Below are 14,141 nucleotides of genomic sequence, written 5' to 3' on the forward strand. Positions count from 1 at the left end.
TGCACCGTCGAGGCGGTCCATGTTGGCTTCGGTGGCGTGGCCGGCGTTGGCGCCTTTGATCACCGCTGCACCGGTGTCTTCTTTGTCGACTTCATCCCAACTCAGCATTGAAATACTCCTTCCTGGTTCGTTCTGACGGCGGCTGGCCGCGCGCGAAAAATGTACGGTTTGCAGGCTTCAAGGCATTGAAATACTGCTGATAGTGTGGTCGGTGATTAGCGATATTGCACACTATGTAGTGGTGGTTTGTGTTTATGGGCACACTATATGGTGTGTAACAACGATGGTCAACGCACAAGACCGGACCGGTGGTCGCAGGGCCATGAGAAAAACTCACACCCCCATGACTTTTAATGGTTACGGCCGTCGCCAGCGCCAGTGCTAAAAAATCGCCAACCAGCTCCCTCATAACAAAAGAGCGTTTGCGATATGAAAGAACTCGACCTGTACATCGGCGAAGGCTTCGAAGGCCCCGGCGTCAATGCTGCCCACATCAACATCCTGATCGGCCCGCGCAACGGTCCGGCCGGCCAGGCGTTTGCCAACAGCCTGGCCTCGCCGAGCCAGGGCCATTGCCCGTTCATGGTGATCGCCCAGCCGAATATCCCGGTCAAGCCCATGACCCTGTATGTCAACAAAGCCGCCATCGGTAGCGATCTGCATGGCAATGCCACCTGGGGCGCGTCCCAGGCCGGGATCGCCAAGGCAGTACTGGAAGCCTTGCTCGATGGCACCTTGCCCCCCGAAGCCGAAGACGAATGGGCGATCGTCACGGCCAACTGGGTCAACCCGGCCTGCGATGACCTGGATGCGGTCTACCACAACAACTACAACGCCTGCCGCACGGCCATCCGCGCCGCCCTGACCGGCCTGCCTGCAACCGCGCAATTGGCCGATGTAGTCGCACATATCAGTAACCCTTTCTACACGCCAAAAGCCTGAGGACAATCCCATGCAATACATTCGTTTGGGCAACTCTGGCCTGCAAGTCTCACGCCTGTGCCTGGGCACCATGAACATGGGCACCCCGGACTGGAAACCGTGGATCTTCGATGAGAAGCAAAGCGAACCCATCGTGGCCCACGCCCTGGATAACGGCGTTAATTTCATCGACCTGGCGGACTTCTACTCTGCCGGCGTCGGCGAGGAAGTGGTGGGGCGTATCCTCAAGCGCCTGGCCCGTCGCGAAGACATCGTGGTCACCACCAAGGTCGGCTACGGCACCCGCAGCGGTATCAACGCCAGCGGCCATTCGCGCAAACACATCATGGACAGTATCGATGCCTCGCTGTCGCGCCTGGGCATGGATTACGTCGATGTGTTCATGCTGCATTACTTCGACGTGAACACCCCGGTGGAAGAAACCATGGGCGCGCTCAACGACATCGTGCGTTCCGGCAAGGCCCGCTACATCGGCGTGTCGACCATGCTTACCGGTCAATTGGCGAAGATCCTCATGGCGTGTGAGCGCAATGGTTGGGTCAAGCCGATCAACATGCAGCTGCAACTGAACTGCGCCTACCGCGAAGAAGAGCGCGAGATGATCCCGTTCTGCCGCGACCAGGGCCTGGGTGTCTCGGTGTTCAGCCCGTTGGCTCGGGGCTTGCTCACCGGTGATGTGCAGTCGAACCGCAACCAGACCGACTTCTTCACCCAGCAGATGTACAGCGACCCGGCGTCGTTCGACATTGCCCATTCGGTGCAGCGTGTCGCCCGTGCCCGAGGCGTGTCCAACGCGCAGGTCGCCCAGGCCTGGGTGGCTAACCATGCCGGTGTGGACTGCATGCTGGTGGGCGCCGACACCACCGAGCAATTCGACAGCGCCCTGGCAGCCCTCGACACGCGGCTGGATAGCGAAGAGCTGCATGAGCTGGAACGCAACTACACGCCATGCGATGTGATCAACGATTACACCGCCGGCAAGCGCATTTTGCGCAGTGCCCGTCCGGGCCTGGACCGCTTTAATCAGATTGAGGCCGTGGCATGAACTCGTTGATTCGCAAGGGCAATTTCATCGATGGCCAATGGTCGTCCGGTGGCCCGACGTACTCGGTACTTAATCCAGCCAACGCGGAGCTGATTACTGAGGTGCAGCGTGCCGGTGCCGAAGCAACCAACCTGGCCATCGACGCCGCCAACCGTGCCTTGCCGGCCTGGCGCAAACTCACGGCCAAGGAGCGTAGCCAGCGTCTGAAACGCTGGAGCGAGTTGATGCTGAGCAACCAGAAAGAACTGGCCAACCTGCTCAGCCTGGAACAAGGCAAACCCCTGGCCGAAGCCATGGGTGAAGTGGTGTATGCCGCCAGCTTCCTGGAGTGGTTCGGCGAGGAGGCCAAGCGCGCCTACGGTGATGTGATTCCCAGCCACAAAGCGGATGCGCGCATTATCGTCACCAAGGAAGCCATCGGCGTAGTTGCGGCCATCACGCCGTGGAACTTCCCGCTGGCCATGGTCACCCGCAAGGTCGGCCCGGCGCTGGCGGCGGGTTGCACGATGATTCTCAAACCCTCGGAAGAGACGCCGTTGTCGGCTTTCGCCCTGGCGGTGCTGGCCGAGCAGGCGGGGATTCCCGCTGGTGTCTTCAACATCGTCTCGGGTGACGCCGTGGCCATTGGCGGTGCATTGCAAGCCTCCAGTGTGGTGCGCAAGCTGTCTTTCACCGGCTCGACCCGCACCGGCAAGCTGCTGATGCGCCAGGCCGCCGACACGCTGAAAAAAGTCTCCCTGGAGCTGGGCGGCAACGCACCGTTCATTGTGTTCGACGACGCTGACCTCGACGCGGCCGTCAAAGGTGCCATGGCATCGAAGTTTCGCAACACCGGGCAGACCTGCGTGTGCGTCAACCGCTTCTTTATCCAGGACAGCGTGTATGACGCCTTCACCGAAAAGCTCGCGACGGCGGTGGCAGCCATGCGCGTCGGCAGTGCCCTGGAAGGCGAAACCGAACAAGGCCCGCTGATCAACGCCGCAGCCCTGGCCAAGGTCGAGGCCCATGTCGGCGATGCCTTGGAGAAGGGCGCCAAACTGTTGTGCGGTGGCCGTCGCCATGCCTTGGGCGGGACCTTCTTTGAGCCGACCATCCTGACTGAAGCCAACGGCGAGATGCTGATCGCCCAGGAAGAAACCTTTGGCCCGGTAGCTGCCTGTTTCCGCTTCAGCGATGAAGCCGAAGTGCTGCAACGGGCCAATGACACGCCATTCGGTTTGTCGGCCTACTTCTACAGCCGCGACATCGGCCGCGTCTGGCGCATGGCCGAAGGCCTGGAAGCGGGCATGGTGGGCATCAACGAAGGGATCATCTCCACCGAAGTCGCGCCGTTCGGCGGGATCAAGGAATCGGGGCTGGGCCGCGAAGGTTCCAGGTACGGCCTGGACGATTACCTGGAGATCAAATACCTGCTGATGGGCGGTTTATAAGACAACACCGATCCAATGTGGGAGCTGGCTTGCCTGCGATGAAGGCGTGCCAGTTGGCACATTCGGCGACTGACACACCGCTATCGCGGGCAAGCCCGCTCCCACAAGGGAATGGGCTGCCCGCAGTTACTCCGTCAAGAACAACAATATGGAGAACACCATGTCCGCTCAATCGATCAAAATCGACGACCTGCCCATAGGTCGCTTCCACCTGAAAATTGCCGGTTTGACCTTCGGCGCACACTTCACCGACGGCTATATCCTGGGGCTGATCGGGATTGCCTTCACCTTGCTCAGCCCGCAGATGCAACTGGACGCGTTCTGGCAAGGGCTGATCGGTGCTTCGGCGTTGATCGGCCTGTTTCTGGGCAGTCTGTTTTTTGGCTGGATATCCGACATCCTGGGTCGGCAGAAAATCTTCCTGGTGAGTTTTGTGCTGATCACCGTGGCGTCGGTGATGCAGTTCTATGCGGAAACGGCCATGGGCCTGTTTCTCTGTCGTGTACTGATTGGCATTGGCCTGGGCGGCGACTTCAGCGTCGGCCACGCGATGCTCGCCGAGTTCTCGCCGAAGAAGCATCGCGGCGTGCTGCTGGGCTCGTTCAGCGTGATCTGGACCTTTGGTTATGTCGCCGCCACCTTCGTCGGTACGGCGATGCTCAGCCTCGGGGATGATGCCTGGCGCTGGATGCTGGCGTCGTCGGCGATTCCCGCCGGCCTGATCCTGATTGCGCGCATCGGTACTCCCGAGTCGCCACGCTGGCTGGTCAATCGTGGGCGCATCGCCGAGGCCCGGGCCATCGTCAAGAAGCACCTGGGGGAAAACGTCGTGCTCGACGAAGAACCGTCGGCGCAAACCCGTTCAGGCTATGGCGTGTTGTTCAGCCGTGAATACCGCAAGCGTACGGCGTTCAACTGCCTGTTCTTTGTGTGCATTGTCATGCCGTATTTCGCTATTTACACCTTCCTGCCCTCGATTCTGCAGAAGATGGGCCTGGCGGAAGGCTTTGGCACCGAGCTGATGCTTAACCTGCTGCTGATCGTCGGTGCGTTGATTGGCATCTGGTGCACCGTGAAGTTTTCGCGGCGCGGGTTCCTGATCAACTCGTTCATTGTCCTCGCCGTGGCGCTGTTTTTGCTGGCGGTTTTGCCGGGCAGCATGGCGTGGTTGATGGTGTTGGTGTTTGGGGTGTTCACCCTGGTGCTATCAGCGGTCAGCAACCTGGTCGGGGTGTTCCCGGCGGAGAGTTTCCCTACTGAAGTACGCGCCAGTGGTATTGGCTTGGCAACGGCGGTGAGCCGGCTGGGGTCGGCGGTCAGCACCTTTCTGCTGCCGGTGAGTGTGGCCGGGATTGGCTTGAGCCCGACCATGGGCATTCTGGCGGCGATCCTGGTGTTTGGGGCGATCATTTCCTGGGCCTGGGCGCCGGAGACCAAGGCGCTGACGTTGAGTCAGGCGTGCAAGGCCGATGCTCCCGCCTCAGGGGTTGCTCACCCGATTCAACCACTGCGTAAACAACCGAACCTTGGATAGCCCCTGCTTGTCACCTGCGACATCCAGCCAATAGCCATAAGGGCCGATCACCTCCACCGGGGTGATCGGCAACAGGCTGCCATTGGCCAGTTCGCGCTCGATCATCTGCCGGTCGATCACCGCCAGGCCACCACCGGCCAATGCGGTGTGGATTACCTGGTCCAGGGTGCTGAATTCCAGGCCCTGGTCCGCATCGATACCTTCGCGGCCGGTCGCCGCCAGCCAGTTCTCCCAGACCTTCAAGCGTTTGCCGTCGTGCAGGATGTGCAGCAAGGGGAACTGCCGCAGGTTGGGAGGTTGACCCGCGCTGAACAACTCCGGACTGGCCACGGCGATGTGTCGCTCCATCACCAGCAGTTGGCTGGCGCAGTGGCTGGCGGCGGTCAGGCCGAAGCGAATCTGGCAGTCGATCTCTGCCAGGCTGTCGTGACTGTTTTGCTGGGTCACGCTGAGGCTGATATCCGGGTAGCGCAGGCAAAACTCACGCAAGTGCGCCGACAGCCAACGGGTGGCCCAGGTCGGCGGTGCGAGGATGCGCAGGCGTTGGCGCAGGTTGGGGACGCATACGGATTGCAGGGCGCGCTCGATATGGTCAAAGGCTTGCCCCAGATGGGGTGACAACGCGGCGCCGGACTCGGTCAGTTCCAGGCCCCTGGGGGTGCGTATGAACAGGGCGACGCCGAGGTAGTCTTCCAGCTGCTTGATCTGGCGGCTGACAGCGCCCTGGGTGACGTTCAGGCCGAGGGCGGCCTGGCTGAAACTGCGGTGGCGGGCGACTTCTTCGAAGACGCGAAGCATGTTGAGGGAGGGCAGTTGGCGCATGAATGGGGCTCCACACCTGTTATTTTTATAGTGTCTGGCCCGTCCCCCTGTAGCCGCTGACGAGGCACGAGGCTGCGATGGGTTTGGTGCGGCATCCCGACGAAGCGACCCCCGAGGTCGATCCTGCGGACACCCATCATAGCCTCGTACCTCGACAGCGGCTACAGAACGCCAGGTTTTCGAAGTGGCAATGAGGTCAGTTGAAAAATACGACGTTTAGAAATAATACCCTACGTTCATATACAACTGATTCTCCCACTGGTCACTCCCCCCAGCCCCCAAACTCTGGGCGTAACTGCTGCCACCAATATACGGATCGTTCTTGCCAATCAGCCACTCCGTGGCAATCCACAGCTTGCTGAAGGAGAATGACGTCCCGAGGATCAGCCGCTGCGATGTCTTGAACTCATCGGCAGATTTGTCGAAGGCGCTGTAGTTGGCATACAGCTTCACGCCACTGATCTGGTCGAACAGGTACTTGCCGGCGACGTCGTAGCTCAAGTCCGCTACATACAGGTTGCCGCGACTGGCCACGTTGTAGGTGCCGTCATAGCCGCCCAGTGTCACCACTTCCGAGGTGCCAGGGTTGCGCGGTGACATCTGCTGACGCGCCGCCTGCAATTGCACACCCCACGGGCCGTTCTTGCCAGCGTAATGCACGGCTATTGCATTACGCCGGCCATTTTCGTCAGTGTCTTTGTTCTCCAGGGTAGAGGTCAGGCCCGAGAGGCCCACTTCGGATTTCCACGCCCCCAGCTCCAAGGCCTTGGCCACCCGCAGTACCACGGTGTTGCGTTCCTGGTTATGGCTGCCGTCGACCACCGAGCTGTCGGCCTCGGACACCACGCTGGAATAAGTCACGCCATGGCTGGTGCCTTGGCCTTGCCACGCCGGGCGCAGGTAATAGCCGCCCTGGATATTCCAGTCACCGATTTGCTGGATGTACTTGGCGCCGACTTGTTGCACGTCTTCCAGGCCGATGACATTGCCCAGGGTTTCGTAGAAGGTGCTGCCGAAGAGCGGCTGCAAACCGAACGGCACCTGGTTCAGGCCCACCTGGACTTGCTGGTTTGGGTTGAACTTGTAGCCGACCCACGCTTGTTGGGCGAAGCGGATATCACCGTAGTTCTTGGTGTACTGGTAAGGATAGGAGCGCCCATAAAAGCGGTACTGTGCAGCGCCGATCCAGGTGTCGGAGGTGTACTTGGCGTTGAGGAATACGGTGTCGAGACCGAACTTCTGAATATCGCGGTCCGGGTCAACGTCCCAGCGCGCACGAATGGCACCGCCCAGGTCGAGGTTGTCGGTCACCTGGATGGCCATGGCCGGTGCCGCCAAGGTGCACAGCAGAGCGGCGCAGGAAGTTTTCAGGCGCAGGGAAGCAGGGAAGGGCATGGGGCAACTCTCGTTTATTTTTATTAGAGATGCCGGCAGTCTTGCCATCTGGCGCAGGATCGACAAACGATAAAAACTGCGCCTTAACCTTCATCAAATGCATGTTACTGCGCGATGGTTGTAGGACAATCCCAGGCGTTCATGGGATGCTTGATACCTTGCCAGCCGCTTTCGAGTGCTTTTCATGAAACGCAAAATGCCCGGTCTCAACGCCCTCAAAGCTTTCGAAGTGGCGGGCAGCACCGGTAGCTTTACCCGCGCCGCCGAGCTGCTGAACGTGACCCAGAGCGCGGTCAGTCGCCAGGTTCGTCAATTGGAGGAACAGTTGGGCGAGCACCTGCTGGAGCGTCGCCATCATCACTTGGAGCTGACCAGCGCGGGCCGTGTGCTGCTGCGAGCGTTGCACCAGTCGTTCGACAAGATCGAACTGACGGTGCGCAGCATCCAACAGAAAACCCACTCCAACCGCCTGCACATCAACGCGCCGCCGACCTTCACCAGCCGTTGGCTGATGCCACGCCTGGGGCGCTTGCGCGAGCAACACCCGGAGTTGGAGCTGAGCATCACCACGCGCTTGCAGGACAGCCTGGCGCAGACCAGCACTCTTGATTGTGCGATTCGCTTTGGCGATGGCGAATGGGATGGGCTGGACAGTTCGCTGCTGATCCAGGAGCGCCATATCGCCGTGTGCGCGCCCACTCTGTATGCCCGGGAGTGGGGGGGCGAGCAGGGCATTGATCTGAATCGCATGACTTTGCTGCATGTGTTGGCTAAGGAGGACCAGCGCTATTTGACCTGGAAGCATTGGCTGGATGCCGCGCGTATTAGCGGTGTCGATACCCAGGGCGGTTACGAGTTCGACTTGCTGGACCTGGCGATCCGGGCGGCCATCGACGGCTTGGGCATCACCATTGCCGACTGGCACATGGTGGCCTCGGAACTGGCCAGCGGGCAATTGACCCAAGTGCTCAATGTGCATGTGGAAGGGCACCAGTCCTACTGGCTGGTGACGCGCCCGGAACAGACCCAGATGCCGCAGTTGCAGGTGTTCAGCCAGTGGCTGCAGGAAGAAATCTGGTTGGCGCAGCGGCAATTGGAGCCGTCTACTGCCGTGTGAAGGACTAATCTGCGTTTTTCGAATGTTTGCCGGCTCAATAAATCGTTTGTTCAACCGTGGCCCGATGACAAGACTGCTGGCCACTCGGATAAAAACAACGATGGGCGAAGCACATGCAAATCGAGCGCAATTTTTTCAACGGTCACTTTGTCGAACCTGCCAGCAGCGCGTTGATCGCGGTCTATAACCCCGCCACTGAAGCGCTGATCGGCCAGGTTTCGGCCGCCACTGCGCACGAGGCAACCGCTGCCGTTGATGCCGCCGCCGCTGCACAGAAAACCTGGGGCAAACTCACCAGCATCCAGCGTGCAGAGCACCTGCGAACCTTGGCTGGCGCCCTTGAAGCCGACGCCGAAACTATCGGTGCGGCCCTGGCCAGCGAGTCCGGAAAAAGCCTCACTGAGGCCAGCAACGAAGCCCGTTATGCGGCGCAGATCACCCGCTACCACGCCGAATGGGCGCGGCGTATCGAAGGCGAAATCATCCCCAGCGATACCCCGGACGAGAACCTGTTTCTGCAGCGCGAAGCGATTGGTGTGGTGGCGTGCCTGATCCCGTTCAACTACCCGGTCTACACCCTGCTGCGCAAGATCGCCCCGGCGCTGATTGCCGGCAACACGGTGGTGGTGCGCCCGAGCAACAACACGCCGTTGTCGGCCTTTGCCATCGCCCGGGCGGTGGTGAAGTCCGGGATTCCGGCCGGGGTGATCAATATCCTGACCATGGACCACGCCACCGCCGCCAGCGTCTGCACCCACAAGGCGGTGGGCCTGATTACCCTGACCGGCAGCGTCAACGCCGGGCGGATCGTGCTTGATTACTGCAAGGTCAACATCGCCAAGCCGTCCCTGGAGCTCGGCGGCAAGACCCCGGCCATCATCGAGGCCGACGCCGACCTGGAAAAAGCCGCCAGCGATATCATCGCCTCCAAGACCACCCACTGTGGCCAGGTGTGCACATCCGTTGAGCGGGTGTATGTGCAGGAAAGTGTGCATGACCGGTTCCTGGCCCTGCTCAAGGCCAGGATCAGTGCGGTGAGTATCGGCGACCGCGCCACAGACGGCGCCCTGATGGGCCCATTGGTCAACGCCAGCTCCCGGCAGAACATCCATGCCATGGTCCAGCGCGCTATCGCGGACGGTGCTGTCCTGGAAACCGGCGGCGTACTGCCCGAAGGCAAAGGCCATTTCTATCCGCCAACCCTGCTCAGCGGTTGCCGCCAGGACATGGAAATCATCCAGGAAGAAATCTTCGGTCCGGTGCTGCCGGTGCTCAAGTACCGCGATATCGACGAAGCCCTGGCCCTGGCCAACGACCACCAGTTCGGCCTGTCGTCGGTGCTCTACACCGAGAACTACCGCACGGCGATGAAAGTCGCCAATGCCATCGAGGCCGGGGAGTTGTACGTCAACCGCACCCCGGCTGACCCGTACCAGGGTTATCACGCCGGCTGGAAGCGTTCGGGCCTGGGCGGCGACGACGGCAAGCACGGCATGCTCGAGTTCACCCAGACCCGACTGGTGGTCATGAAGTACTGATCCGCCGCCCGAAAAAAAGCCTCACGCTGCACCCCATAAAAACAATTATCAGGGCACCCGTTCAGCGGGCTGCCCGAGGTCCACACTATGTCCAAGCCTGCGCCTGCTGTTCAGGGTTTTGACGCCGCGCCTGCGGCCCACAGCGACAAAGCCAGTCGCTACTTCCAGTTGATGTTGCTGGTGCTGGCCGCCGGGGCGATCTACCCGATCCTCTACCTGCGCCAGGTCTACCAGACCACCATGCTCGAGGTATTCCAGATCAACCACAGCGAGTTGGGTTACCTGTACTCGATGCTGGGCACGATCTTCCTGTTGAGTTACTTGCCCAGCGGTTGGTTGGCAGATCGGCTGCCGCCACGTTTCCTGATCTTTTTCTCGCTGGTGGCCACCGGCGCGTTGGGCCTGTGGTATTCCACCGTTCCATCCATGACCGGCCTGATGATTATCTTCGGCTGCTGGGGCCTGACCACCGGCCTGACCTTCTGGGCCTCGGTGCTCAAGCGGGTGAAGATGATTGCCCATCACACTGAGCAGGGCCGGTTTTTCGGCATCCTCGACGGCGGTCGTGGTCTGGTGGAAGCCTTGTTGGCAACCGTCGCATTGGGGCTGTTCGCTTACGCCACGCAGACCCGCAGCCAGACGGCAGCCGAAGGCTTCAAGCATGTGGTGTACCTGTACTCGTTCACCTGTATCGCCATCGGCTGTGTGCTGGTGCTGCTCAAGGACCCCAAGTCCATGGCGCAAACGGCGGCGGTGGAGAAGGGCAAGTTCAACCTGCTGACCGACCTGGCCACCCTGGTGAAAATCCCCGAGCTTTGGTTGGTGACCGCCATCGTGTTTTGCGGTTATCACATGTTCTGGGCCACTTACAGCTTCTCCGATTACCTGCAAGGCAGCGGCATGACCGCCGTGATGGCCGGCACCATCACCACCATCAAACTGTGGATGCGCCCCATCGGCGGGATTGGCGGTGGCTGGCTGGGGGATAAGTTTTCGAATATCTCGGTGCTGATCGTTGCGCTGGTCTTGGTGACCCTGGCAATGGTCGGCCTGATCGTGTTTCCGGCCATCGGCAGCCTGGGTTTGCTGATCGGCACGGTGATCTTTATTGGCCTGATGACTTACGCCATTCGTGGTTTGTACTGGGCGATCCTTGACAGCTGCAACATCCCGCTGCGCATCACCGGGCTGGCCATCGGCATCGTCTCGGTGGTGGGTTACCTGCCGGATACGTTTATCCCGCTGATCAACGGCTACCTCACGGACAAGTACCCAGGCCAGGTCGGCTACAACCTGTATTTCGGCTACATCGCCTTTATCGGTGTGCTCGGGACCCTGGCGGCCCTGACGTTGCGCGCCCGAATCAATCGTAAAAAATTCAACCAGACAGGTGCCTGAGATGAAAATCGTCGCCCTTGAAACCCATATTGTCGCCGTACCGCCACCGCACATCGGCGGCATGTACTGGCTGTTCGTCAAGCTCAAGACCGATTGCGGCATTGAAGGCGTCGGCGAGATCTACGCCGCCACTTTTGGCCCCAAGGCGATGTTGCCGATCATCGAGGACGTGTTTGAACGCTACCTGCTCAATCATGACCCGCACCATATCGAGCGTTTTTTCCGCCAGGCCTACTCCAGTGGGTTCACCCAACGTCCGGACCTGACCATGATGGGCGTGGTCAGCGGCCTGGAAATGGCCTGCTGGGACATCATCGGCAAGGCCGCCAACAAGCCGGTGTACGAGTTGCTTGGTGGCAAGGTCAACGAGCGCCTGCGTTCCTATACCTACCTGTACCCGGTCAACAGCCAGGGTGAGTACGACTACGACGATCCGGACCTGGCCGCCGAGTGCGCCATCGAGAACATGAACAAGGGCTTCACCGCCGTGAAGTTCGACCCGGCCGGTCCCTACACCGCGTACTCCGGCCACCAGATTTCCCTCGAAGTGCTGCAGCGTTGCGAAACCTTCTGCCGCAAGATCCGCGAAGCGGTGGGGGACAAGTGCGACCTGCTGTTCGGCACCCACGGGCAGATGGTGCCGTCATCGGCGATTCGCCTGGCCAAGCGCCTGGAGAAATACGACCCGCTGTGGTTCGAAGAACCGGTGCCGCCGGGACAGGAAGAGGCCATGGCCCAGGTTGCCGCCAAGACCAGCATCCCGATTGCCACGGGCGAACGCCTGACCACCAAGTACGAGTTCTTCAAGCTGCTGCAAGCGGGCGGCGCATCGATCTTGCAGATGAATGTCGCCCGCTGCGGCGGCCTGCTGGAGGCGAAAAAAATCGCGAGCATGGCCGAGGCCTACTACGCGCAAATCGCGCCGCATCTGTACAACGGGCCGATTGGTGCGGCGGCGAGTTTCCAGTTGGCCACCTGCACGCCGAACTTCCTGATCCAGGAAAGCATCATGACCTGGGGCGGCTTCCATGCCGAAGTGCTGACCAAACCGTTGCAGTGGGAGGACGGCTACATCATCCCGTCCACCGAGCCGGGCCTTGGTGTGGAGTTGAACATGGACGTGGTGCGCCGGCATTCCCCGTACACCGGCGAACGCCTGCACCTGCAAATGGCGCCGACTCCGGCAGACGTCAAAGACACTTCGCCCGCCAAGGGCTGATGAGCTGTCCCGCTCTTCACCGGGCGGGTTCTGTAAAAACGACTTACGCGGTAACTGTGCATGACTTACGACTACATCATCGCCGGCGCTGGCGCCGCAGGTTGCATCCTCGCCAACCGGTTGTCTGCCAGCGGGCAATACTCGGTGTTGCTGCTGGAGGCCGGCGGCAAGGATAGCTCCTGGTGGTTCAAGATCCCGGTCGGCTTCGCCAAGATGTATTACAACCCGACCTTCAACTGGATGTATTACAGCCAGCCGCAAAAACAACTGGCCGACCGTGCGATCTATGCCCCGCGCGGCAAGGTGCAGGGTGGTTCCGGCTCGATCAACGCGATGATCTACGTGCGCGGCCAGGCCCATGACTTCAATGACTGGGCCGCCAATGGCAACGACGGCTGGGGCTTTGACGAGGTACTGCCGTACTTTCGCAAACTGGAGAACCACCCATTGGGTGACACCCGGTACCACGGTGGCAGCGGCCCCATCAGCATCACACCCATGAAGGGTCAGACCCACGCGATCTGCGACGTGTTCCTCAAGGGTTGCGAGCAACTGGGTTATGCCCAGAGCGACGACTTCAATGGGCCGAACTTCGAAGGCGCAGGTATCTACGACGTCAACACCCGTAACGGTGAGCGTTGCTCCAGCAGCGTTGCCCATCTGCATCCGGCCTTGAGCCGGCCGAACCTGACCCTGGAGCACTACGCGCTGGTGGACCGGGTGCTGTTCGACGAGCAGCAGCGCGCCACCGGCATTGCCGTCACCCAGCACGGCGTGGTGCGCACCTTCAGCGCGCGCAAGGAAGTGATCCTGTGTGCCGGCGCCGTGGATACGCCGAAGATCCTGCAACTGTCGGGTGTCGGCGACCAGCAGTTGCTGGCCGAACAGCAGATCCCGCTGGTCAAACACCTGCCGGCGGTGGGGCAGAACCTGCAGGATCACCTGTGCGTCAGCTACTACTACAAGGCCAATATCCCGACCCTGAACGACGAACTCAGCTCGCTGTTCGGCCAGCTGAAGCTGGGCCTCAAGTACCTGCTGACGCGCAAAGGTGCACTGGCCATGAGTGTCAACCAGGCGGGCGGGTTCTTTCGCGGCAACGAAGCGCAGGCGCATCCCAACCTGCAGTTGTACTTCAACCCGCTGTCGTACCAGATTCCGAAAAGCAACAAGGCCAGCCTCAAGCCCGAGCCATATTCAGGCTTCCTGCTGTGCTTCAACCCGTGCCGGCCTACCAGCCGCGGGACCATTCGCATCGCCTCGAAAAATCCGCGGGAGGCGGCGTTGATCGACCCTAATTACCTGAGCACGCAAAAGGACATCGACGAGGTGATCCAGGGCAGCCGGCTGATGCGCAAGATCATGCAGGCGCCGGCACTCAAGGGTATTACGGTGGATGAAGTCTTGCCGGGGGCGACGGTGGAAAGTGACGAGCAGATGCTGCAGTACTTCCGTGAGAACAGCGGCTCGATCTACCACCTGTGCGGGTCTTGCGCCATGGGCTCGGACCCGCAAGTGTCGGTGGTGGACAAGCGCTTGAAGGTGCATGGGATGCAGGGGCTGCGGATTGTCGATGCGTCGATCTTCCCGAATGTGACGTCGGGCAATACCCATGCGGCGGTGCTGATGGTGGCGGAGAAGGGCGCGGACCTTATCTTGCAGGATGCTGGAGAGCGCCACTGATCAATAATGTGGGCGCGG

General features: G+C 60.7%; 11 protein-coding genes. 9 read left to right on the forward strand and 2 right to left on the reverse strand.

The window, feature by feature from the left end:
- The first annotated feature begins 429 nt into the window (after positions 1 to 429).
- From fae to GNF76_RS28860, 4 genes are all read left to right on the forward strand, one after another.
- Positions 430 to 942, forward strand: a complete 513-nt coding sequence (gene fae / locus GNF76_RS28845; protein WP_155586445.1) for a formaldehyde-activating enzyme — start codon at positions 430 to 432, stop codon at positions 940 to 942.
- Positions 943 to 952: 10 nt separating this feature from the next.
- A complete protein-coding gene (locus tag GNF76_RS28850) occupies positions 953 to 1,987 on the forward strand; it encodes an aldo/keto reductase (RefSeq protein WP_155586446.1) in 1,035 nt (344 codons plus the stop codon).
- Positions 1,984 to 3,417, forward strand: coding sequence for an NAD-dependent succinate-semialdehyde dehydrogenase (locus tag GNF76_RS28855; RefSeq protein WP_155586447.1), 1,434 nt, complete (start codon positions 1,984 to 1,986; stop codon positions 3,415 to 3,417). Before GNF76_RS28850 ends, GNF76_RS28855 begins: the two co-directional genes overlap by 4 nt.
- Positions 3,418 to 3,577: 160 nt before the next feature.
- On the forward strand, positions 3,578 to 4,951 hold the full coding sequence (locus GNF76_RS28860; protein ID WP_155586448.1) for an MFS transporter: 1,374 nt from the start codon (positions 3,578 to 3,580) through the stop codon (positions 4,949 to 4,951).
- Here the strand turns inward: GNF76_RS28860 and GNF76_RS28865 are convergent.
- Both GNF76_RS28865 and GNF76_RS28870 read right to left on the reverse strand, forming a co-directional pair.
- Positions 4,898 to 5,773, reverse strand: a complete 876-nt coding sequence (locus GNF76_RS28865) for a LysR substrate-binding domain-containing protein (RefSeq protein ID WP_155586449.1) — start codon at positions 5,771 to 5,773, stop codon at positions 4,898 to 4,900. The genes GNF76_RS28860 and GNF76_RS28865 overlap by 54 nt on opposite strands.
- A gap of 216 nt (positions 5,774 to 5,989) precedes the next feature.
- Positions 5,990 to 7,168, reverse strand: coding sequence for a hypothetical protein (locus GNF76_RS28870; protein ID WP_155586450.1), 1,179 nt, complete (start codon positions 7,166 to 7,168; stop codon positions 5,990 to 5,992).
- A gap of 184 nt (positions 7,169 to 7,352) precedes the next feature.
- Here GNF76_RS28870 and GNF76_RS28875 point away from each other — a divergent pair, with 184 nt between their 5' ends.
- From GNF76_RS28875 to GNF76_RS28895, 5 genes are all read left to right on the forward strand, one after another.
- Positions 7,353 to 8,285, forward strand: coding sequence for a LysR substrate-binding domain-containing protein (locus GNF76_RS28875; RefSeq protein WP_155586451.1), 933 nt, complete (start codon positions 7,353 to 7,355; stop codon positions 8,283 to 8,285).
- 113 nt (positions 8,286 to 8,398) lie between these two features.
- Positions 8,399 to 9,823, forward strand: a complete 1,425-nt coding sequence (aldA, locus tag GNF76_RS28880; protein WP_155586452.1) for an aldehyde dehydrogenase — start codon at positions 8,399 to 8,401, stop codon at positions 9,821 to 9,823.
- A gap of 87 nt (positions 9,824 to 9,910) precedes the next feature.
- A complete protein-coding gene (locus tag GNF76_RS28885) occupies positions 9,911 to 11,221 on the forward strand; it encodes an MFS transporter (RefSeq protein WP_155586453.1) in 1,311 nt (436 codons plus the stop codon).
- A gap of 1 nt (position 11,222) precedes the next feature.
- A complete protein-coding gene (locus tag GNF76_RS28890) occupies positions 11,223 to 12,440 on the forward strand; it encodes a mandelate racemase/muconate lactonizing enzyme family protein (protein WP_155586454.1) in 1,218 nt (405 codons plus the stop codon).
- A gap of 60 nt (positions 12,441 to 12,500) precedes the next feature.
- On the forward strand, positions 12,501 to 14,123 hold the full coding sequence (locus GNF76_RS28895) for a GMC family oxidoreductase (protein WP_155586455.1): 1,623 nt from the start codon (positions 12,501 to 12,503) through the stop codon (positions 14,121 to 14,123).
- The last annotated feature ends 18 nt before the right edge of the window (positions 14,124 to 14,141 follow it).

The sequence above is a fragment of the Pseudomonas spelaei genome (assembly GCF_009724245.1).
Classification (GTDB): domain Bacteria; phylum Pseudomonadota; class Gammaproteobacteria; order Pseudomonadales; family Pseudomonadaceae; genus Aquipseudomonas; species Aquipseudomonas spelaei.

Bases quoted from the DNA above. Each gene is read 5' to 3' on its own strand.
- fae (WP_155586445.1), top strand. From the start codon at position 430: ATGAAAGAACTCGACCTGTACATCGGCGAAGGCTTCGAAGGCCCCGGC.
- GNF76_RS28850 (WP_155586446.1), top strand. From the start codon at position 953: ATGCAATACATTCGTTTGGGCAACTCTGGCCTGCAAGTCTCACGCCTG.
- GNF76_RS28855 (WP_155586447.1), top strand. From the start codon at position 1,984: ATGAACTCGTTGATTCGCAAGGGCAATTTCATCGATGGCCAATGGTCG.
- GNF76_RS28860 (WP_155586448.1), top strand. From the start codon at position 3,578: ATGTCCGCTCAATCGATCAAAATCGACGACCTGCCCATAGGTCGCTTC.
- GNF76_RS28865 (WP_155586449.1), bottom strand. From the start codon at position 5,773: ATGCGCCAACTGCCCTCCCTCAACATGCTTCGCGTCTTCGAAGAAGTC.
- GNF76_RS28870 (WP_155586450.1), bottom strand. From the start codon at position 7,168: ATGCCCTTCCCTGCTTCCCTGCGCCTGAAAACTTCCTGCGCCGCTCTG.
- GNF76_RS28875 (WP_155586451.1), top strand. From the start codon at position 7,353: ATGAAACGCAAAATGCCCGGTCTCAACGCCCTCAAAGCTTTCGAAGTG.
- aldA (WP_155586452.1), top strand. From the start codon at position 8,399: ATGCAAATCGAGCGCAATTTTTTCAACGGTCACTTTGTCGAACCTGCC.
- GNF76_RS28885 (WP_155586453.1), top strand. From the start codon at position 9,911: ATGTCCAAGCCTGCGCCTGCTGTTCAGGGTTTTGACGCCGCGCCTGCG.
- GNF76_RS28890 (WP_155586454.1), top strand. From the start codon at position 11,223: ATGAAAATCGTCGCCCTTGAAACCCATATTGTCGCCGTACCGCCACCG.
- GNF76_RS28895 (WP_155586455.1), top strand. From the start codon at position 12,501: ATGACTTACGACTACATCATCGCCGGCGCTGGCGCCGCAGGTTGCATC.